This is a genomic window from Microbacterium sp. NPDC055502, assembly GCF_053643635.1.
In genome coordinates this window covers 1794156-1813073 of record NZ_JBSHKJ010000001.1, presented here as the reverse complement: position 1 = coordinate 1813073, position 18918 = coordinate 1794156, and the positions used below count along the sequence as shown (strand labels likewise).

Genomic DNA, 18918 nt, shown 5'->3' with positions numbered 1-18918 from the left:
GGACGACACCATGCACGACGCGATCGTGATCGGGGCGGGACCGGCCGGGCTCCAGGCGGCCCTGACCCTCGGACGCATGCACCGCTCGGCGCTGCTGCTCGATTCGGGCGAGTACCGCAACGGGACGGTGCAGCACATGCACAACATGATCGGCGAGGACGGCACACCCCCGGCGGAGCTGCGCGCCCGCGCCCGGCGGGAGCTCACCGCCTACGACACGGTGACCGTGCGCGACACCGCGGCGCAGCGCATCGAGGGTTCCGCCACGGAGGGCTTCCGCGTGACGCTTGCCGACGGCTCGGTCGAACGCGGACGACGCGTGGTGCTCGCGACCGGCGTGGCCGACGACCTCCCCGCGGTGCCGGGACTCGCGCCGCTGTGGGGGCTGAAGGCGTTCACCTGCCCGTTCTGCGACGGCCACGAGCACGCCGGTCGTCCGATCGCGATCCTCGGCCCCGCCCCGCGCGCGGAGCACCTGATCGGACTGCTCGGGCCCGTCGTCGGCGACATCACCGTGGTGCCGGTGGACGCGCCGCTCGGCGACGACGACCGCGCTCGGCTCGAGGGCCTCGGGGTGCGGGTCGCCGGGCCTGCGGCCGAGGTCTCGGAGCACGGCGCGGGGGTGCGCGTGCGCACGGCCGACGGCGACCTCGACGTGGCCGGGGTCTTCGTCGCCGCGGCCTCGGCGCGCCAGCGCGCCCCCTTCGCGGCCGACCTGGGACTGCGGATGCTCGACTCCGGCTCGATCGAGATCGACGAGCTCGGGCACACCTCGGTCGGCGGCGTCTTCGCGGCGGGCGACCTCGCCCATCGCGCGACCCTCCCCGGGCCGATGGCCGCGGTGCTGCTCGCCGCCGCGGCCGGTCAGCTCGCAGCGATCGGCGTCATCCGGTCACTGCTGGAGGACGCCCGCTGAGACCGAGGCCACGGGCGCGTGCGGTGACGGCGGCGGGTCAGACCGCGCCGACGTCGACCGCGTCGCCCGTGGCGGCGGGCTCCGCGTAGGCGACCTCGCGCCACACGTCACCCACGCGCTCGAACGAGGTGACGCTCGACAGGGCGCAGCGCCGCGTGCGGGGGTCGTGCTGCAGCGGAAGCCCCGCCACGCGCAGGTGCGTGATCCAGATGGGCGCCTGGTGCGACACCATCACGATGTCGCCCTCGGTCGTGCTCTCCAGCGCGGCCGTCCACGCCTCATCCATGATCCCGAGCATGCGCTCCGCGATCGACGCGTACGGCTCGCCCCAGCTGGGGACCGACGGCTGCCGCAGATGCCACCAGTTGAGCGGGTTCATCAGCGACCGGCGCATGCGGGTGCCCTCGAAGACGTTCGTCGGCTCGATCAGACGGATGTCGATCTCCGGCACCAGGTCGAACCGCTCGGCGAACGGCTCCGCCGACTCCTGCGCGCGCTCCAGCGGTGAGGCGTACAGCGCCGCCACGGGGTCACCGAGCTGCGCCACGTGCGCGGCCGCCGACGCCGCCATCCCGCGGCCAGCGCGGCTCAGGTGATAGTCGGGCAGCCGGCCGTACAGCACGCGGGCGGGGTTGTGCACCTCACCGTGCCGCACGAGGTGCAGTCGCGATACCCCCACGTCAGATCTCGCGGTAGCGGGAGTCGCCGAAGCCGAGGATGAAGTATCCGATGAACGAGAACACGAAGAGGAGGAAGAAGGAGAAGACGCCGCCCTTGCCGAAGCGGGCGCCGACCTTCACGGCCACGACGATCGCGAGCACCACGTTGGCGATCGGCACCAGGTAGAGCAGGACCCACCAGCCCGACATCCCGGCGATGCGCAACAGGAAGATCGCGTTGACGATCGGGATGAGGGCGAGGATGCCCGGATATCCGGCCTTGGTGAACACCTTCCACCAGGCGACGGCGAGGAGGATGTAGAAGATCAACGCCACCACGCCGGTGGTCCCAGAGAGGAACTGGCCGAGGAAGTCGGGGACGACCGGGACGTCGGCCGCGGGGACGAGAGCGAGGTTCATGGGGGCACCTTCCGTTCACAGACACCCTACTGAGGGACGGGCCGTCCCGTGAGAAGGGGTCGCGCACCCCCGTAGACTGGGCGGGTTCTCCATTTCCCAGATCAGAAGGAATACTCCGTGCTGCGCACCCACACCGCAGGCTCCCTGCGCGCCGAGAACATCGGTCAGACCGTCACCCTCACCGGGTGGGTCGATCGTCGTCGTGACCACGGAGGCGTCGCGTTCATCGATCTGCGGGATGCCTCGGGCATCGCCCAGGTGGTCATCCGCGACGAGGAGGTCGCCCACCCGCTGCGCAACGAGTTCGTGCTCAAGGTCACGGGCGAGGTCTCGCGCCGCCCCGAGGGCAACGCCAACCCGAACCTCCCGTCGGGCGAGATCGAGGTCATCGCGGCCGAGGTCGAGGTGCTGAACCCCTCGGCTCCGCTCCCCTTCCAGGTCTCCACGGCGCTGGCCGACACCGAGACCGTGGGCGAGGAGGCGCGTCTCAAGTACCGCTACCTCGACCTGCGCCGTCCGGCCGCGGCCTCCGCGCTGCGTCTGCGCTCCGACGTGTACAAGGCCGTCCGCGACGTGCTGCACGCCGACGGCTTCACCGAGGTCGAGACCCCCACCCTCACCCGCTCCACCCCCGAGGGCGCCCGCGACTTCGTGGTGCCGGCGCGGCTGCACCCGGGCAGCTGGTACGCGCTGCCCCAGTCGCCGCAGCTGTTCAAGCAGCTGCTCATGGTTGGCGGCGTGGAGAAGTACTACCAGATCGCCCGCTGCTACCGCGACGAGGACTTCCGCGCCGACCGGCAGCCCGAGTTCACGCAGCTCGACATCGAGATGAGCTTCGTCGAGCAGGAAGACGTGATCGCCCTCATGGAGTCGCTCATCGTGGCGATGTGGAAGACGATCGGCGTGGAGGTGCAGACCCCGCTGCCGCGCATCACCTACGCCGAGGCGATGGCGAAGTACGGCTCCGACAAGCCCGACCTGCGCTTCGGGCTCGAGCTCGTCGAGGCGACCGAGTACTTCGCGGACACCCCGTTCCGGGTGTTCCAGGCCGAGTACGTCGGCGCGGTGCGTATGCCCGGCGGCGCCTCGCAGCCGCGCAAGGTGCTCGACGCCTGGCAGGACTGGGCCAAGCAGCGCGGCGCCCGCGGTCTCGCCTACGTGCTGTTCAACGAGGACGGCACCCTGGGCGGCCCCGCCGCGAAGAACCTGTCCGAGGCGGAGCAGGCGGGTCTCGCGGAGTTCGTGGGCGCCGAGCCGGGCGACTGCGTGTTCTTCGCCGCCGGATCCACCAAGGAGAGCCGGGCGCTGCTCGGCGCCGCGCGCGTGGAGATCGGCCGCCGCCTGGGTTACCTGAACCCGGACGAGTTCGCGTTCACCTGGGTCGTCGACGCCCCGATGTTCGAGCCCGCCGCCGACGCGGTGGCCTCGGGCGACGTCGCGGTGGGCGCGGGCGCCTGGACGGCCGTGCACCACGCGTTCACCGGCCCGAAGCCCGAGTTCGAGGACACGTTCGACACCGACCCGGGCTCGGCCCTCGCCTACGCGTACGACATCGTGTGCAACGGCTCCGAGCTCGGCGGCGGCTCGATCCGCATCCACCGCGAAGACGTGCAGAAGCGGGTCTTCGAGGTCATGGGCATCAGCGACGAGGTCGCGCAGGAGCAGTTCGGCTTCCTGCTCGACGCGTTCTCCTTCGGCGCTCCCCCGCACGGCGGCATCGCGCTGGGCATGGACCGCGTGCTGCAGCACCTGTCGAAGACCGAGTCGATCCGCGACGTCATCGCCTTCCCGAAGTCGGGCAACGGGTACGACCCGCTGACCTCCGCGCCCGCCCCGATCACCCCGGAGCAGCGCGCCGAGGCCGGCGTGGACTACGAGCCCGACGACGACGCGGCCTGAGCCGCTCGCGCACGATCAGGCACTCGCGCCGGGTCGGGCGGTTCCCCACGGAACCTGCCCGACCCGGCGTCGTCGTGTGAGCCGCGGACGGTTCAGCGGAGCGAGGCGAGAGCCGGGACGATGTTCTCGTTCCACACGTCCACGCCCAGCTTCGCGATGAGCGCGACGACCACCACGAGGAACACCACGCGGATGAACGTGGTGCCGCGCGAGATCGCCATGCGCGACCCCAGGTAGCTGCCAGCGACGTTCGCGACCGCGAGGATGCCGCCCAGCAGCCACAGCACCGACCCGTGCGGGATGAACAGCAGCAGCGCGCCCAGGTTCGTGGCGAGGTTCACGATCTTCGCCTTCGCGCTGGCCTGCAGGAAGTCGTAGCCGAGCAGCGCCACGAGGGTGATCACCAGGAACGTGCCGGTGCCCGGGCCGATCATGCCGTCGTAGAAGCCGATGCCGAGGCCGGCGAGGCCCGCCATGAGGTGGTGCTTGTGGCCGTGGAAGCGCAGCTGCGTCGCGGCGCCGAGCTGCGGGCGGAGCGCCGTGAACAGGGCGACCGCGAGGAGTGCGACCACGATGATCGGCTTGAACGCGGCGGGCGGGAGCACCGTGGCGACCGCGGCTCCCCCGAACGAGCCGAGCAGCGCGATCACCGCCATGGGCAGAGCCGTGCGGATGTCGGGTTTCGCGCGGCGGTAGTACGTGACGCTGCTCGTCGCCGTGCCGAACACCGACGCGAGCTTGTTGGTGGCCAGGGCCTGCACCGGCGCGATACCGGGGATCAGCAGCAGCGCGGGCAGTTGCAGCAGACCCCCGCCGCCCACGACCGCGTCGATCCAGCCGGCGCAGAACGCCGCGACGATCACGAGGATCAGCATCCCCCAGGTGAGCTGCTCGAGCCCGAGCACCGTGCCGATATCCACCCGGCCATGATTCCAGAGAGTGCACCCTCCTCCCGCATCCGCGCCCCTGAGAGACTGGTGCCATGCTCGACGCCCTCCCCCTGCCCTTCCCCTTCCCGTCGCGCGTCGGCGAGGCCGTCCTGCGGCGGGCCACCCTGGACGACACCGATGCGGTGATCGCGCTGCTCGCCGACGACCCCATCAGCGCCGCCCGCGGTGATGTGGCCTCCGACGAGGATCGCCCCGCCTATGAGCGCGGCCTGAGGGAGATCCTCTCCGAGCCCTCGAACGACCTGCTGGTGGTCGAGCTCGGCGGGGCCGTCGTCGGCACGCTGCAGCTCACGTCGATCCCCGGCATGGCACGCCGCGGAGCCCGTCGCCTGCTGGTCGAAGCCGTGCGCGTGCGCAGCGACCTGCGTTCGGCGGGTCTCGGCGGGGCCGTGATGCGCTGGGTCGGGGAACAGGCCGCGCCCGCGCTCGGCGCCGCGATGGTGCAGCTGACCTCCGATGCCGCCCGCACCGACGCGCACCGCTTCTACGAGCGTCTCGGCTACGTCGGCTCGCACCGCGGCTTCAAGCTCACCGTTCCGCACTGACCGGCGGCCGCGCCGGCTCGCCTGTCGGTCCCGCGCCCGCGCGCCACCCATCGGACACCGTCCGTTCACCGCGGCCGCCACGAGCGGCAACCTCCGGCTCGTAGTGTCCTCTCGCAACCCGACCCCGGCGAACCCGCGCCGGGCACCGAGAGGATACTCATGGCACGCTTCACCCGCCGCGCGCGCATCGGCGCCGGCATCGCCCTCGCCACCACGGCCGCGCTCGCACTGAGCGCCTGCTCCGGCGCCGCCGACGCGTCGGGCTCCGGCTCCGGAGAGCCCGACGTCGACGCGTCGGCGGCCACGTCGGTGGCCGACTTCGGCACGTTCGCCGATCTGGAGGCCGCCGCCAAGGCCGAGGGACAGCTCAACGTCATCGCGCTCCCGCGCGACTGGGCGAACTACGGCGAGATCCTCGATCTCTTCGCCGAGAAGTACCCCGAGATCACGATCAACGAGGCCTCGCCCGACGTGTCCAGCGCGGAGGAGATCCAGGCCGCCGAGACGAACAAGGGCCTCGACACGGCGCCCGATGTGTTCGACCTCGGCCTCACCGTGGCCCTGCAGAACACCGATGCCTTCGCGCCGTACACCGTGCAGACGTGGGACGACATCCCCGACGAGCTCAAGGAGCCGAGCGGGCTGTTCGTGGGCGACTACGGCGGGTACATGTCGATCGGCTACGACTCGTCGAAGTACGACGCACCGTCTGAGCTCGACGACCTGCTCTCCGCCGACTACAAGGGCGCGGTCGCGATCAACGGCGACCCCACGCAGGCCGGTGCCGCGTTCGCCGCGGTGGGCCTCGCGACCGTGCAGTCGGACGGCACGCTCGACGACTTCCAGCCCGGCATCGACTTCTTCTCCGAGCTGCAGAAGGCCGGCAACCTGCTCAAGGTCGACGTGACCACCGCCACCATCGCCAGCGGTGAGACCCCGGTGGTGTTCGACTGGGACTACCTGAACGCCGCCCACACGGCCGACAACCCCGACTGGAAGGTCGTCGTGCTCGACGGAACCGGTTACGCCGGCTACTACAACCAGGCCATCAACGCCGACGCCCCGCACCCGGCCGCCGCGCGACTGTGGCAGGAGTTCCTCTACAGCGACGAGGTGCAGAACCTGTGGCTGAAGGGCGGCGCCCGTCCGGTGCGCATGGAGGCCATGACGGAGGCGGGCACGATCGACGCCGACCTCGCCGCCGCGCTGCCCGAGGCACCGGCGGAGACCGTCGTGCCGACCGAGGAGCAGTCGGCGAACGCCGGCACGCTGCTCGGCGAGAAGTGGGCCGCGGCGGTCCAGTGACGACCGTCGTCGCACCGGGGGCGCACGTCGCGGCGTCCGCCCCCGCCCCCACCGCCGGGCCCGCGCGTGACGCGGGGGCCCGGCGGTCCGCGCCGTCGTTCGCGTGGCTGGGGCTGGTCCCCTTCGCGGCCTACGTGGTGCTGTTCCTCGCCGTGCCGACGGTGCTCGCCGTCGGCTCGGGGTTCTTCGACGACGACGGCGCGGTCACGATGGCGAACGTCGAGGCACTGGGCGACCCCGTGGTCCTGAGGACGTTCGCGAACTCGGCCGGGCTGTCGCTGCTCACGGCCGCGGTCGGAGCGGTCGTGGGGGCCCTGGTCTGCTACGCGCTGCTCGGCGCTCCGCCCGAGGGCGCCGTGCGCCGCGCGGTCGATGCAGCAGCCGGGGTGCTCGCCCAGTTCGGCGGGGTGATGCTGGCGTTCGCGTTCATCGCCACGATCGGCATCCAGGGGGTGATCACGGTCTTCCTGCGCGACACGCTCGGCGTCGACATCTTCGCGAACGGCACCTGGCTCTACGAGCTGCCCGGGCTCGTCCTCCCCTACATCTACTTCCAGGTGCCGCTCATGGTCATCACGTTCATGCCCGCCCTCGCCGCCCTGCAGCCGCAGTGGGCCGAGGCGAACCTCACGCTGGGCGGCACGCGGGCGAGCTTCTGGCTGCGCGTCGGCCTGCCCGTGCTCGCGCCCTCGTTCCTCGCCAGCCTGCTGCTGCTGTTCGCGAACGCCTTCTCGTCGTACGCGACCGCCGCGGCGCTGGCCAGCCAGGGCTCGCAGATCGTGCCGCTGCAGATCCGAACCGCCCTCACGAGCGAGACGCTGCTGGGGAGGGAGAACCTCGCCGGGGCGCTCGCCCTCGGCATGATCCTGGTGGTCGGCGTGGTGATGGGCCTGTACTCGCTGATCCAGCGCCGGGCTGCGCGGTGGCGCTCGTGAACCGTCTCGCCCCGTCGCGCACCACGCGCTGGGTGATCGGTGTGCTCGTCGGCGCGTTCTTCGCTGTACCGCTCGTGTCGACGTTCCTGTTCACGCTCCGCGGTGCCGACGGACCGTCGTTCGAGCACTGGGCCGCGCTGTTCGACCCCGCTGCGGCGGCCGCGCTCCGGCCGATCTGGACGGGACTCGGCAACTCGCTGATCCTCGCCGTCGTGACCGTCGCGATCGTCCTGCTGGTACTGGCCCCGACGATGATCCTGGTGAACCTGCGCTTCCCGCGGCTGAAGCCCGCGTTCGAGTTCCTCGCGCTCCTGCCCATCTCGATCCCGGCGATCGTGCTGGTGGTCGGCCTCGCACCCCTCTATCTGCAGATCGGTCGCACCCTCGGCACCGGCACCTGGACGCTCGCGTTCGCCTACGGCATCACCGTGCTGCCGTTCGCCTTCCGGTCGATCCAGGCGGCGATCGACGCGGCCGACCTGCGCACGCTGTCGGAGGCGGCCCGTTCCCTCGGCGCGAGCTGGCCGGCCGTGGTGCTCCGCGTGCTCGCGCCGAACCTCCGCCAGGGGCTGCTGGCCGCGTCGCTGCTGTCGATCGCTGTGGTCCTGGGAGAGTTCACGATCGCCTCCCTCCTGAACCGTCCGGTGTTCCAGACGGCGATGCTCGTCGTGCAGAAGCAGGACCCCTACGCGCCGGCGATCTTCACCCTGCTGGCGCTGCTGCTCGTCTTCCTCCTGCTCCTCCTGATCGGCCGCGTCGCGCGCGGCTCCCGAAAGGCCCGCTCATGACCCTCGACCACGCCCTCCCCCGCACGAAGGACAACCTGCTGCTCGCGCGGGCCGGCGAGGGCACCCGCGTGCAGCTCCAGGGCATCGTGAAGCGCTACGGCGGCACGACCGTGCTGCACGGCGTCGATCTCGACATCGCGCCGGGCGAGTTCGTGTCGCTGCTGGGCCCGTCCGGATGCGGCAAGACCACGCTGCTGCGCGTGCTCGCCGGGCTCGAGGTCGCGGATGGCGGCGCGGTCCTGCTCGGCGGCGGAGACGTCTCTCGGGTGACGACCAACAAGCGCGACATCGGCATGGTGTTCCAGTCGTACTCGCTGTTCCCGCACCTGCGCGTGGTCGACAACACGGCCTTCGGTCTGCGACGCCGCGGAGTCGGCCGGGCCGAGGCGGCACGACGGTCGCTCGACGCCCTGGCTCTCGTGGGTCTCGCCGACCTCGCCGATCGCTTCCCGCATCAGTTGTCGGGTGGGCAGCAGCAGCGGGTCGCCCTCGCGCGGGCACTGGTCACCGAGCCCCGGGTGCTGCTGCTGGACGAGCCCCTGTCGGCGCTCGACGCGAAGGTGCGCGTGCAGCTGCGCGACGAGATCCGCCGCCTCCAGCTCCGACTGGGCATCACCACGGTCTTCGTCACGCACGACCAGGAGGAGGCGCTGGCGGTGTCCGACCGCATCGCCGTGATGAACGCGGGGCGCATCGAGCAGATCGGCACCCCGGAGGAGCTGTACACCGCTCCGTCCACGGCGGGGGTCGCCGCGTTCGTCGGGCTGTCGAGCGTGGTGTCCGGTGTCGCGGAGGGCGACCACGTCGTGGTGTGGGGGCAGCGCCTGCCGTTGCAGACGCCGGCCGACGGCCCGGTCGACGTGTACCTGCGACCGGAGAACGTGCACTTCGCGTCGGAGGCGGACGCGGCGACCGATGCTCTGGTGGAGGAGAGCACGTTCCTCGGCAGCATGCGCCGCACGCTGGTGCGCACGGAGTCGGGCGAGCTCGTCCGCGTGCAGCACGCTCCGGGTGTGCACCCCGCGTTCGGCGACCGCGTCCGCATCGCGGTCGACCCGGAGCCCGTGGTGGTCCATCCGCGCGGCTGAGCGGCGGAGGCCCACCTGGAACGTCGGAGACCCCGCGGCCGTCTGGCCGCAGGGTCTCCGTTCGGTTTCCGGGTCAGATGGTGATCTGCCCGGCGACGGTGGCGAGCTTGTGGCGGGCGAGCGCCAGGTTCGCCTTAGCCTTGTCGAGCACCAGGTAGACGAAGAGTCCTTCGGTGCCGCTGCTGCTGAGCACATTGATCAGGTGGTACTGGTCGTCGAGCGTGATGAGGATGTCGTCGATCCGACTGGCGATGCCGAGCTCCTTCATCGTCTGCAGCTTCGCGCGGACGACATTGGAGTTCCCGGCCGCGGCGACACCGAGGTCGAAGGCGGGGTGACCGCCCTGCGCGAGAGCCATGCCGGACGCGGAGTCCGCGATCGCGACGCCCACGGCGCCGTCGATCGTCAGAAGCTCCTGCACGGACTGTTCCAGTTGTGCCATTCGTTCTCCCTGAGGTTCTGTACGGGTGCGGTCGAGCGAGGTGTCCCGCTCGATGAGGGGTGTGCCCGGGGTCGGTGCGATCGGGTCGTCGCCGCCGGGCGTGAGGGTCGGAAGGAGCGCCGGGCCCGCGTCGAGGTCGACGAGTGCGTGCGCGCGCAGCGCGGGGCGCGGAGGCGGTGGCGGGAGTGTCGAGAACAGGTCCTCGAGCGCGCGGAGCGCGTCGTCATCGGGCGCGGCGGCGTCGGCCGATTCCGCGCGTGTGCTCGCAACGTCGATCTCACGTCGACGACGGCCGAAGACAGCCATCGGTCCCCCTTGTGTCACCACGAGTCGTCGCCGATCCGTCCCGGATCGCCGCCGACTTGTCCCCAGATCCCGTCGACCGCCCCAGCGATCGACCTGCACACGATACCCGGCGAACCTCCGGATCGGTGCCTCCGGACGCCCTTCCGCCGCGTTGTATATCGGTAGCGCGTCTCCGGCCTCCCCGCGGAGGTCGTCGCAGCCGAGGGACCGCGGTGAGAAGAACGAACCCCCTGTCGCCATCCCGGCGGCAGGGGGTTCGTTCGTCGGTGCTTCAGAGCACGCGGGACAGGAAGTCCCTGGTGCGCTGGTGCTGCGGATCGGCGAGCACCTCGTGCGGGTCGCCCTCCTCGACGATGTGACCGCCGTCCATGAAGATCAGCCGCGAGCCGACCTCACGCGCGAAGCCCATCTCGTGGGTCACGACCAGCATCGTCATGCCCTCGTCGGCGAGCGACCGCATGACCGACAGCACCTCGCCGACCAGCTCGGGGTCGAGCGCGGAGGTGGGCTCGTCGAAGAGCATCATGTCGGGGTTCATGCACAGCGCTCGGGCGATCGCGACGCGCTGCTGCTGCCCGCCCGACAGATGACCAGGGTAGGCGCCCGCCTTCTCGGCCAGGCCCACCCGCTCGAGCATCGCGTGCGCGACCTTCTCGGACTCCGCCTTCGACCGCTTCTTCACCCGCTGCTGCGCGATCGTCAGGTTGCCGAGCACGCTCAGGTGCGGGAACAGGTTGAAGCTCTGGAACACCATGCCGATGCGGGTGCGCACCCGGTCGATGTCGACGTCGGGGTCGGTGATGTCGATCCCCTCGATCAGCACCTTGCCGCCGGTGGGCTCCTCCAGCAGGTTCACCGAGCGCAGCAGCGTGGACTTGCCCGAGCCGGACGGGCCGATCACGCAGACGACCTCGCCGGCCGTGACCGTGAGGTCGATGCCCTTGAGCACCTCGTTGTCTCCGAACGTCTTCACGAGCCCCTGGATGTCGATCGCGGGCGCGTGGACGTCGATCAGATCGGTGGTCATCGGCTCCTCGCCATCCGTCGCTCCAGCCACGCGCTGAACCGCGTGAGGGGGATCGTCACGATCAGGTACAGGATCGCGGCCATGATCAGCGGCGTCCCGTTGGCGTTCTGCGTACTGGCGTCGCGGGCGAACGTCGTGAGCTCCTTCGACCAGATGAACGACCCGGCCACGAACAGCAGCGAGGTGTCCTTCAGCAGCAGCACGAACTCGTTCGTCAGCGGCGGGATGATGATGCGGAAGCCCTGCGGCACCACGATCCAGAATGTCGTCTTCATGGGCGACATGCCGAGCGAGCGGGCCGCCTCGGTCTGCCCCTTCGGCACCGCCTGCAGGCCGGCGCGAATGGTCTCGGCCATGTACGCCGATGCCACGAGGATCAGACCGATCAGCCCGAGGACTACCGGCCCGCCGAGCTTCGTACCGGGGATACCCATGCCGATCGGCACGATGTAGGCGATCGCGAAGATCGTGAGGATCGCCGGGAGTCCGCGGAACAGTTCGATCCAGCACGTCGCGATCCAGCGGAACGGCCCGATCTCCGACAGCTTCATCAGCGCGAGGACCACGCCGAGCAGCAAACCGCCCACGAACGCCACGGCGGTGAACCACAGGGTGTTCACGAGCGCGGTGGTGATGATCCCCGGGAGCATCTTCGCCGCGATCTCCGGGTTGAAGTACATCGTGGCGATCCGCGCCCAGTCGGTGCTGATCGCCGCCCAGATGACGAGAGCGATCAGCACCGCATAGACGGTGTAGCGGTACAGCTTCTTCTTCGTGGTGCGCCTCAACGCCATTGTCAAGGTCCTCCCGACCGACTCAGTTCCGTCTTCAGTTGGCCGTGAAGTACTCGTCGTAGATCTTCTGGTACTCGCCGCTGTCGCGGAGGTCCTTCAGTGCGCCGTTGACCGCCTCGAGAAGAGCATCCTTCTCGCCCTTCGCGAACGCGAAGCCGTAGGACTCGTCGGTCTCGTACGTTTCCACGATCTTGTAGGCGGAGTCGGCCTTCTCGTGCTCGAGGTTCACCGGCTGGTCCTGCAGGATCGCGTCGATCTGCCCGGCCTGCATGGCCGGCCACAGCTCGCCGTCCGACGGGTACTGCACGAGCTGAGCGCCCTTCGCGTTCTCCCCGGCGTAGGACTCACCCGTCGTGCCCTGCTGCACGCCCACGTTCTTCCCGTCGAGGTCGTCGATCGACTCGATGCCCGAGTCGGTGCGCACCAGGAGCGACTGCAGCGAGTCGTAGTACGGGTCGGAGAAGTCGATGTTGGCCTTGCGCTCCTCGGTGATCGTCATCGCCGAGGCGCCGACGTCGCACGTACCGGCCGCCAAGGTGGTCCCGGACTGCAGAGCTTCGAAGCCCACATCCTGCACCGAAAGCTTCAGGTCGAGCTGCTTCGCGATCGCGCCCAGCAGGTCGATGTCGAAGCCCGTGTACTCTCCATCGTCGCCCTGGAACTCGAACGGCGGGTAGGGGATGTCGGAGCAGACAGAGAGGGTGCCCGCCTCGATCAGACCGTATTCGTCGCCGGCCGCGGGAGCGTCGCTGCTGCCCGCGTCGGTCGATCCGGTGGCGCATCCGGCGAGCGCGAACGTGGCGGTGGCCACGAGTGCGAGACCGGCGAAGAGGGTACGACGAGGCATGTCGACTCCTGGGGTTCGGGGGCGGGTGCGCCCGCGGACGGGTAGGAGATCATCTAAACATGCGGCTCGTCGCGTGACCAATGACACGGGCAGACGACCGCATTACGTTTGTGTTTCGGTGCCTCCCCGCGCGGCACCCGGTCTCACACCTCGACGTCGACGGCCACACGACCGGAGACGACGGAACGGATGTATCCGGCGACCTCCTCGTGCGCAGGGTGCACCTGGTACTGCTCCAGAGCATCGACGGAGTCGAACTCCGCGACGAGCGTCACGTCCCAGTTGGCGTCGGGGTAGACGTCGTTCGCGCCCGCCCAGATGCTGCGCAGCTGGGGAACGATGCCGTCGAGCGCGTTCAGCCGGCGGGCGACCTCGGCCGCCTGGTCCGCGCGGGTCTGCGCATCGTCGACGGCGAGCTTCCAGGCCACGACATGGCGAATGGTCATCGGGGTGTCTCCTGGTCGGTGAGGGCGTCGGCGCTCACGGCTTCCTCCAGCGCCTCGCGCAGGCGGTCGGGCGAGACGCGCCAGTGGGCGTGCAGGCGGCCGTCGATCAGCACCACCGGGATCTTCTCCCACCACTGCTCGTACAGCGCGGGGTCTTCGGCGATCGACGCCTCGACGATCTCGATCCGCTCGGCGGCGGCGTCGGGCAGCTCGGCGACCACGGCGTCGACGACCTCGGAGGCCACGTCGCACAGATGGCAGTCGGGCTTGCCGATCAGGGTGAGCGTGGTCACGCCGACGGCACCTCGACCTCGCGACCCTGCGCGATCCACTCGCCCGTGCCGCCCTCGACGTTCGTCGCGTCATAGCCGCGCGCCTCGAGCGCCTCGACCACGCGAGCCGAACGGCCGCCGGCCTGGCAGATCACGTCGAAGGACTCGGCGGGCAGTTCGTCGAGACGGTTGCCGATCTCGGACATCGGGATGTTCACCGCGCCCGGCACGTGGCCGGCGGCGAACTCGTGCACCTCCCGGACATCGATGAGCGGGGTACCGGAGCGCTCGGCGAGCTCGGCGACGGTGATCGACTTCATGACATCCTCTCGGCGGTGCGGCACGGCAGAGACACAAAGCGCCCGTCCGAAGACAGGCGCTCGGTGTCTGGCCGCTTACTTCTTGTTGCGGCGCTGGTGGCGAGTCTTGCGAAGCAGCTTGCGGTGCTTCTTCTTCGCCATGCGCTTGCGGCGCTTCTTGATGACAGAACCCACGGAAACCTCACTAAGTCAGGGGCTGGGTGTCGCCGAATCGGACACCCGGGTACGGGCACGAAAAAATGCCTCGGATCATCCTAGCAAACCCACGGGCCGCCTCGCGCCGCCCTGCGGATCAACCCGCGTCGGCGATCGGTCGCTGCAGCGCCTCGGCCACGGCCGACTCCGGGACGCGGTAGCTGCGGCCGAAGCGGATGGCGGGCAGCTCTCCGGAGTGCACGAGGCGGTACACGGTCATCTTGGACACGCGCATGAGCTCGGCGACCTCGGCCACCGTCAGGAATCGGACATCTGGAACCTCGGGCATCCCACGTACCCCTTTCTCGATGTGCACACTCTATGGGTTTCCTGGGACGCGTGTAAACCCATGTGACTCGTGTGATCAGTGGGACGCGGGCACCGTGGCGAACGCCCGCACCGGGAAGGTGCCGAACCCGCGGATCGCGGGCGGGGCCGCGGTGAAGCGGGCACCCCGCGAGGGAACCGCGTCGAGACCCGTGAGGTGCTCGACCACGTGCACGCCGGCGGCGAGGAGGATGCTGTGCGCCGGACGCTCTCCGCCGCTCTCGGTGTCGTCGATGTTGAGCGAGTCGATCCCGACCAGGCGCACCCCCGCCTCGACCAGGAAGCGGGCGCCGTCCTCCGTGAGGTACGGCGCCCCCTCCGCATAGTCGGGCGTGCCGAAGAGCCGGCTCCACCCCGTGTCGAGGAGGACCGCCGAGCCCCGCAGGTCGCGGTCCGCCAGGGTCGCCGCACGGATGCCGCGGCGCTCGGGCGACCAGGCATCGCGCAGGTGGAAGACCTCGGCGGGGAGGCCGACCAGGGTGCGCAGGTCGAGTGCGGCGAGATCGTCGCCGTCGCCGTAGCGGTGCCAGGGGGCGTCGAGGTAGGTGCCGGTGTTGCCGATCATCGTGATCACGTCCATCGCGAACTCGGTCCCCGGCGCGTAGCGCTCCCGGGATGCGGCGCGTGTGAGGAACGGGGCGATGGTCGGCGCCGGCAGCCCGGGATAGGTGATCATCCCGGCCTCGATGGGGTGGCTGAGATCCACGATGCGGTCCTCGGCCTCACCGCCGCTCGGTGCCTCGACTCCGCGGCTTCCGCGATGCGGCTCCTCGACGATGCGCAGGTCGCGGAGGTGCACCTCGTCGACCAGCGTCAGTCCCAGGTGGCGGACGAGCAGGGTGCCGATCTCCTCGGCCGAGAGGTCTTCCCGGGGAAGGTCGAGGCGGAACCCCTCCCCGTGCATGCCGCCGCCGTTGGCGAACGTGATCGAGAAATCGAAGTGAGCGCGGTGCGGAGCGGTCGTCATCCCCCCATCCTGCCCATCCGGCGCGGCGCCGGGGTCGCTCAGCCGGACTTCCTGGCCTTCGCCACCCGTTCGCGCGCCTCGCGAAGAGCCTGACGCTCGAGCTTGCGGGCCGCGCGCAGCGCCTTCTCGGCATCACGGCTGGCCTTCTGCGCCTCCTTGAGGCGCTTGTCCCCGGCGAGCTCCGCCGCATCGAGGGCGACCCACTCCTCGGAGACCCGGTGCTGCTCCCCGCGATCGAGACCGTCGAGGTAGGCCGCGACACCGTCGAGCGTGCGCTCCACGGCGAAGCGGAACGGATCGGCCGGCGACAGGAACACGCCGTCCTCGATCGCCCGGCGGAGCGCGGGGAACTCCTCGGCCGAGATCACCCGATCGAACAGCGACGCCTCCCGCATCGCCACCTCTTCGGCGGAGAGACCGGAGGAGCGGGACTGCTCCGAGTACCCCGCCTGCACGATGCCGCACCAGCGAGCGTGGCCGGTGATCGCGAGGGCGACGGCCATGCGCTCGTCGGCGGTGAGCGGTGTGTCATCGAGCGCGGCGAGACTGGCGTCCAGCCAGGCGGAGCTGTTGGGGGTGATCGGCGAACCCGAGATCGGCAACGACAGGATCCACGGGTGGCGCAGGTAGACGAGGATCTGGGCCTCGTACAGCGCGAGCAGCCGCGCGCGCCAGCCCTCGACCTCGAGGTGGCTCTCCGGAGGAAGTCCGGTCGCCTCCTCCTGCATGAGCAGCAGGAGGTCGTCCTTCGCGGAGACGTAGCGGTACAGCGACATGGGGGTGAAGCCGAGCCGGGCGGCCACCGCTGCCATGGAGACGGCGCCGATGCCCTCGCCGTCGGCGAGTTCCACCGCGGCCTCCACGATCTTCTCGACACTCATCTCCCGCTTCGGCCCGCGCTGGGGATTCGCCGCGACGCCCCAGGCGAGGGCGATGCCCCGGGGGAGCTCGGGAGGCTCGATGTCGGTCATCCGCCCATCCTACTTCTGTTTATTTCATAAACAGTGTGTTACCGTCATACACAATTGCGTTGCCCATACACAGTTTTCGCGATACACAGAAAGGGATCCTGATGGAGACAGCCATCCAGGTGCGCGACCTGCGCAAGGCCTTCGGGCCGAAGCCCGTGGTCGACGACCTCGCCTTCGAGGTCGCCCGCGGCGAGGTCTTCGCTCTGCTCGGACCGAACGGCGCGGGCAAGACGACGACCATCCACATCCTCACCACCCTCACCGCCGCGGATGCGGGATCGGCGACCGTGGCGGGGTGGGATGTGCGCTCGCATCCCGACGAGGTGCGCCGGCGCATCAGCCTCACCGGGCAGGCGGCCGCCGTGGACGACGCCCTCACCGGTACCGAGAACGTCGTCATGTTCGCGCGCCTCTCGGGACTGGGGCGGGCGGCCGCGCGGCACCGCGCCGAAGACCTCATCGCCCGGTTCGCACTGACCGACGCGGCGTCCCGCGCCGTGCGCACCTACTCCGGCGGCATGCGCCGTCGCCTCGACCTGGCGCTCAGCTTCGTCGTGACCCCGGAAGTGCTGTTCCTCGACGAGCCCACCACCGGGCTCGACACCCGTAGCCGCCGCGACCTGTGGGACATCATCCGCACGATCGCGGGTGCCGGCACGACGGTGTTCCTCACCACCCAGTACCTGGAGGAGGCGGATCAGCTCGCCGACCGGATCGCCGTCCTGCACGACGGCCGGATCGCGGCGCTGGGCACCGCCGCCGAGCTCAAGGCGCGTATCGGCGGCGACACGGTCGAGCTCCACGACAGCCGGGGAGAGCTGCGGCGCGAGATCCCGACCGACGGCACGGTCGCCGGGCTGCGGCGCGCCCTCGATCGGCTCGACACGGAGGGGGACGACGGCGTCGTCACGCTCCGACGGCCCACCCTCGACGACGTGTTCCTGGCGGTCACATCGTCCCCCGCGGGCCGGCCCGTATCCGGAGAGCCGTTCGACGCCGCCTCACGCACCCTCGAGGAGCTCGCATGAACACTGCGGTCACCATCACCACCCCCATGCCCCCGCACGCCTCCCCCACGCCGACGCCTCGACCGCGCCTGCGCGGGCTGACGGCCGAAACCGTCTTCGTCGGACGCAGCCTGCGGCACTCGCTGCGCGACGGCGAATCACTGCTCATGGCGATCATGCTGCCCGTCATGCTCATGCTCATGTTCACGTGGGTGTTCGGCGGGGCGATCGACCCCTCCGGCGCCTACGTCGACTACGTCGTGCCGGGCATCATCCTCACGTGCGCGGGGTTCGGGGCGTCCTCGACGGCGGTGTATGTCGCGAACGACATGCGCTCCGGCATCATCGACCGGTTCCGCACCATGCCGCTGCGCGCCGGAGCCGTGCTCACCGGGCACGTGGTGGCGAGCGTCCTGCGCAACCTGGTCGCGACGGCCATCGTCATCGGCGTCGGGGTGCTGGTCGGGTTCCGCCCGACCGCGTCGCCGGGCGACTGGATCGCGCTGGGCGGGCTGATCACGCTCTACATCCTCGCGATCACGTACCTGTTCGCGGCGATCGGCCTCGCCGCCGGCAGCCCCGAGGGTGCCAACGGCTACGGCTTCGTGCTGCTGTTCCTGCCCTACCTGTCCAGCGCGTTCGTGCCGGTGGCGAGCATGCCGGAGTGGCTGCAGCCGGTCGCCGCGCACCAGCCCATCACCCCGATCGTCGAGACCATCCGCAGCCTGCTCCTCGGTACCGACGCCGGAACGCAGCCGTGGTGGGCGGTGCTGTGGTGCGTGGTGATCCTCGGCGTCGCCGTCGTGTGGGGCGCGTGGCTGTTCCGCCGCAAGGCGGGCCGCCGCTGAGCCCGTCCCGTCCAGCCCGCGCATAGCCGCCGCTCGCCGGTCGCCCAGACAGCTCTGGCACTGTCGATGCAGGACTTGTGCCGGCACCGCCGAGTCCGTTGCGGAGCTGGGGTCCGTGGATCGCCCCTGACGACATGCCCCCCGGTCGTCAGGGGCGATGTCCGTTCCGGCGCGGCTGCGCGCGCGTCAGGCGCCGAGCCGCTTGAGCGCCGTGGTCACCACGTGCTTGGCCGATGCGGCCGCGCGTCCGACCACCTCGGCGGCGTGTGCCGCACCATCGGGAAGACCACCCGGGTAGGCGATGTCCGGGGCCGCGTCACCGTAAGCGTCGACGAGGAACGGGACCAGCCAGTCGTCGACGACCTCGAGCGGCTCGACGGCGAGGCTGTAGAACCGGCGCTGCCCGTCCTCGCGCACGGTCACGAGCTCGGCATCGCGCAGCACCTTGAGGTGCTTGGAGACGGTGGGCTGGCTGATCCCGAGGTCGGCCACGATCTGGCTCACGCTGGTGCCGGACTCGCCTTCGGACGTTCGCCGGAGCAGGAGCTGGAGGATGTCGCGCCTCGTACCGTCTGCGATCACGTCGAAGATGTCCGTCATGGCATCAGGGTAGTCGCCCCCGGCACGGAGTACCATGACGAGGG

At 70.4% G+C, this 18918-nt stretch carries 24 protein-coding genes; 9 read left to right on the top strand and 15 right to left on the bottom strand.

The genetic code is table 11. The features are described from left to right. Positions 1-10: 10 nt before the first annotated feature. Positions 11-916 (top strand): NAD(P)/FAD-dependent oxidoreductase, encoded by a 906-nt coding sequence (locus ACWH95_RS08875; protein ID WP_136029740.1) that lies wholly within the window; start codon positions 11-13, stop codon positions 914-916. Between the two features lie 37 nt (positions 917-953). Here the strand turns inward: ACWH95_RS08875 and ACWH95_RS08870 are convergent, their stop codons facing one another. Beyond that, positions 954-1595 carry a histidine phosphatase family protein gene (locus ACWH95_RS08870; protein ID WP_136029737.1) on the bottom strand — a complete coding sequence of 214 codons (642 nt, stop codon included), beginning with the start codon at positions 1593-1595 and terminating at the stop codon, positions 954-956. 1 nt (position 1596) lies between these two features. After that, positions 1597-1995, bottom strand: coding sequence for a DUF5684 domain-containing protein (locus tag ACWH95_RS08865; protein WP_240745361.1), 399 nt, complete (start codon positions 1993-1995; stop codon positions 1597-1599). Between the two features lie 117 nt (positions 1996-2112). Between ACWH95_RS08865 and aspS the strand changes: the two genes are divergently transcribed. Continuing rightward, positions 2113-3894, top strand: a complete 1782-nt coding sequence (gene aspS / locus ACWH95_RS08860; protein WP_206251732.1) for an aspartate--tRNA ligase — start codon at positions 2113-2115, stop codon at positions 3892-3894. Between the two features lie 92 nt (positions 3895-3986). Here the strand turns inward: aspS and ACWH95_RS08855 are convergent, their stop codons facing one another. Continuing rightward, positions 3987-4769, bottom strand: coding sequence for a sulfite exporter TauE/SafE family protein (locus tag ACWH95_RS08855; RefSeq protein WP_136036377.1), 783 nt, complete (start codon positions 4767-4769; stop codon positions 3987-3989). Between the two features lie 107 nt (positions 4770-4876). On the opposite strand from ACWH95_RS08855, the gene ACWH95_RS08850 reads away from it, so the two are divergent. The 5 genes from ACWH95_RS08850 to ACWH95_RS08830 all read left to right on the top strand — a co-directional run bounded on the left by ACWH95_RS08850 (position 4877) and on the right by ACWH95_RS08830 (position 9505). Beyond that, on the top strand, positions 4877-5389 hold the full coding sequence (locus ACWH95_RS08850) for a GNAT family N-acetyltransferase (RefSeq protein ID WP_136029732.1): 513 nt from the start codon (positions 4877-4879) through the stop codon (positions 5387-5389). Positions 5390-5548: 159 nt separating this feature from the next. Beyond that, positions 5549-6694, top strand: coding sequence for an ABC transporter substrate-binding protein (locus ACWH95_RS08845; protein WP_378803404.1), 1146 nt, complete (start codon positions 5549-5551; stop codon positions 6692-6694). Beyond that, a complete protein-coding gene (locus ACWH95_RS08840) occupies positions 6691-7629 on the top strand; it encodes an ABC transporter permease (RefSeq protein WP_378803403.1) in 939 nt (312 codons plus the stop codon). Before ACWH95_RS08845 ends, ACWH95_RS08840 begins: the two co-directional genes overlap by 4 nt. Next, positions 7626-8417: an ABC transporter permease gene (locus ACWH95_RS08835; protein WP_136029725.1), complete on the top strand. Its 792-nt coding sequence runs from the start codon at positions 7626-7628 to the stop codon at positions 8415-8417. Before ACWH95_RS08840 ends, ACWH95_RS08835 begins: the two co-directional genes overlap by 4 nt. Further along, positions 8414-9505, top strand: coding sequence for an ABC transporter ATP-binding protein (locus tag ACWH95_RS08830; protein ID WP_378803402.1), 1092 nt, complete (start codon positions 8414-8416; stop codon positions 9503-9505). Before ACWH95_RS08835 ends, ACWH95_RS08830 begins: the two co-directional genes overlap by 4 nt. A gap of 73 nt (positions 9506-9578) precedes the next feature. Here the strand turns inward: ACWH95_RS08830 and ACWH95_RS08825 are convergent, their stop codons facing one another. From ACWH95_RS08825 to ACWH95_RS08775, 11 genes are all read right to left on the bottom strand, one after another. Then, positions 9579-10253: a hypothetical protein gene (locus ACWH95_RS08825; RefSeq protein ID WP_454120548.1), complete on the bottom strand. Its 675-nt coding sequence runs from the start codon at positions 10251-10253 to the stop codon at positions 9579-9581. Between the two features lie 271 nt (positions 10254-10524). Further along, positions 10525-11280, bottom strand: coding sequence for an amino acid ABC transporter ATP-binding protein (locus ACWH95_RS08820; protein WP_136031965.1), 756 nt, complete (start codon positions 11278-11280; stop codon positions 10525-10527). Beyond that, positions 11277-12074 carry an amino acid ABC transporter permease gene (locus ACWH95_RS08815; protein ID WP_136031967.1) on the bottom strand — a complete coding sequence of 266 codons (798 nt, stop codon included), beginning with the start codon at positions 12072-12074 and terminating at the stop codon, positions 11277-11279. Before ACWH95_RS08815 ends, ACWH95_RS08820 begins: the two co-directional genes overlap by 4 nt. A 34-nt stretch (positions 12075-12108) precedes the next feature. Continuing rightward, on the bottom strand, positions 12109-12921 hold the full coding sequence (locus ACWH95_RS08810) for a basic amino acid ABC transporter substrate-binding protein (RefSeq protein ID WP_247981265.1): 813 nt from the start codon (positions 12919-12921) through the stop codon (positions 12109-12111). Between the two features lie 143 nt (positions 12922-13064). Then, positions 13065-13367 (bottom strand): Dabb family protein, encoded by a 303-nt coding sequence (locus tag ACWH95_RS08805; RefSeq protein ID WP_136035876.1) that lies wholly within the window; start codon positions 13365-13367, stop codon positions 13065-13067. Further along, complete coding sequence (locus ACWH95_RS08800) at positions 13364-13660, bottom strand: glutaredoxin family protein (protein WP_136031972.1); 297 nt, start codon at positions 13658-13660, stop codon at positions 13364-13366. The genes ACWH95_RS08805 and ACWH95_RS08800 overlap by 4 nt, the downstream gene beginning before the upstream one ends. After that, complete coding sequence (locus ACWH95_RS08795) at positions 13657-13959, bottom strand: rhodanese-like domain-containing protein (protein WP_136035875.1); 303 nt, start codon at positions 13957-13959, stop codon at positions 13657-13659. Before ACWH95_RS08795 ends, ACWH95_RS08800 begins: the two co-directional genes overlap by 4 nt. A 75-nt stretch (positions 13960-14034) precedes the next feature. Beyond that, positions 14035-14133, bottom strand: a complete 99-nt coding sequence (locus tag ACWH95_RS08790; RefSeq protein WP_003792170.1) for a 30S ribosomal protein bS22 — start codon at positions 14131-14133, stop codon at positions 14035-14037. A 118-nt stretch (positions 14134-14251) separates the two neighbouring features. Continuing rightward, the gene (locus ACWH95_RS08785) at positions 14252-14443 is read right to left on the bottom strand and encodes a helix-turn-helix domain-containing protein (protein ID WP_116242548.1); all 192 of its coding nucleotides are present in this window, start codon (positions 14441-14443) and stop codon (positions 14252-14254) included. Positions 14444-14518: 75 nt separating this feature from the next. Continuing rightward, complete coding sequence (locus tag ACWH95_RS08780; protein ID WP_452312417.1) at positions 14519-15448, bottom strand: cyclase family protein; 930 nt, start codon at positions 15446-15448, stop codon at positions 14519-14521. 38 nt (positions 15449-15486) lie between these two features. Continuing rightward, positions 15487-16419 (bottom strand): TetR/AcrR family transcriptional regulator, encoded by a 933-nt coding sequence (locus ACWH95_RS08775; protein WP_136031978.1) that lies wholly within the window; start codon positions 16417-16419, stop codon positions 15487-15489. Positions 16420-16520: 101 nt separating this feature from the next. Here ACWH95_RS08775 and ACWH95_RS08770 point away from each other — a divergent pair, with 101 nt between their 5' ends. Next, entirely contained in the window at positions 16521-17447 is a 927-nt protein-coding gene (locus ACWH95_RS08770; protein WP_454120547.1) for an ATP-binding cassette domain-containing protein, read from the top strand. Continuing rightward, positions 17444-18274, top strand: a complete 831-nt coding sequence (locus ACWH95_RS08765) for an ABC transporter permease (protein WP_247638375.1) — start codon at positions 17444-17446, stop codon at positions 18272-18274. The genes ACWH95_RS08770 and ACWH95_RS08765 overlap by 4 nt, the downstream gene beginning before the upstream one ends. 186 nt (positions 18275-18460) lie before the next feature. On the opposite strand, the gene ACWH95_RS08760 is transcribed toward ACWH95_RS08765, so the two are convergent. Further along, positions 18461-18874, bottom strand: a complete 414-nt coding sequence (locus ACWH95_RS08760) for an ArsR/SmtB family transcription factor (protein WP_136031980.1) — start codon at positions 18872-18874, stop codon at positions 18461-18463. Positions 18875-18918 lie beyond the last annotated feature (44 nt).

Coding starts and splice junctions, on each gene's coding strand:
- ACWH95_RS08825 (WP_454120548.1), bottom strand. CDS start 10,253: ATGGCTGTCTTCGGCCGTCGTCGACGTGAGATCGACGTTGCGAGCACA.
- ACWH95_RS08780 (WP_452312417.1), bottom strand. CDS start 15,448: ATGACGACCGCTCCGCACCGCGCTCACTTCGATTTCTCGATCACGTTC.
- ACWH95_RS08760 (WP_136031980.1), bottom strand. CDS start 18,874: ATGACGGACATCTTCGACGTGATCGCAGACGGTACGAGGCGCGACATC.
- ACWH95_RS08775 (WP_136031978.1), bottom strand. CDS start 16,419: ATGACCGACATCGAGCCTCCCGAGCTCCCCCGGGGCATCGCCCTCGCC.
- ACWH95_RS08865 (WP_240745361.1), bottom strand. CDS start 1,995: ATGAACCTCGCTCTCGTCCCCGCGGCCGACGTCCCGGTCGTCCCCGAC.
- ACWH95_RS08795 (WP_136035875.1), bottom strand. CDS start 13,959: ATGAAGTCGATCACCGTCGCCGAGCTCGCCGAGCGCTCCGGTACCCCG.
- ACWH95_RS08845 (WP_378803404.1), top strand. CDS start 5,549: ATGGCACGCTTCACCCGCCGCGCGCGCATCGGCGCCGGCATCGCCCTC.
- ACWH95_RS08815 (WP_136031967.1), bottom strand. CDS start 12,074: ATGGCGTTGAGGCGCACCACGAAGAAGAAGCTGTACCGCTACACCGTC.
- ACWH95_RS08830 (WP_378803402.1), top strand. CDS start 8,414: ATGACCCTCGACCACGCCCTCCCCCGCACGAAGGACAACCTGCTGCTC.
- ACWH95_RS08805 (WP_136035876.1), bottom strand. CDS start 13,367: ATGACCATTCGCCATGTCGTGGCCTGGAAGCTCGCCGTCGACGATGCG.
- ACWH95_RS08875 (WP_136029740.1), top strand. CDS start 11: ATGCACGACGCGATCGTGATCGGGGCGGGACCGGCCGGGCTCCAGGCG.
- ACWH95_RS08810 (WP_247981265.1), bottom strand. CDS start 12,921: ATGCCTCGTCGTACCCTCTTCGCCGGTCTCGCACTCGTGGCCACCGCC.
- ACWH95_RS08820 (WP_136031965.1), bottom strand. CDS start 11,280: ATGACCACCGATCTGATCGACGTCCACGCGCCCGCGATCGACATCCAG.
- ACWH95_RS08785 (WP_116242548.1), bottom strand. CDS start 14,443: ATGCCCGAGGTTCCAGATGTCCGATTCCTGACGGTGGCCGAGGTCGCC.
- ACWH95_RS08855 (WP_136036377.1), bottom strand. CDS start 4,769: ATGCTGATCCTCGTGATCGTCGCGGCGTTCTGCGCCGGCTGGATCGAC.
- ACWH95_RS08850 (WP_136029732.1), top strand. CDS start 4,877: ATGCTCGACGCCCTCCCCCTGCCCTTCCCCTTCCCGTCGCGCGTCGGC.
- ACWH95_RS08770 (WP_454120547.1), top strand. CDS start 16,521: ATGGAGACAGCCATCCAGGTGCGCGACCTGCGCAAGGCCTTCGGGCCG.
- ACWH95_RS08765 (WP_247638375.1), top strand. CDS start 17,444: ATGAACACTGCGGTCACCATCACCACCCCCATGCCCCCGCACGCCTCC.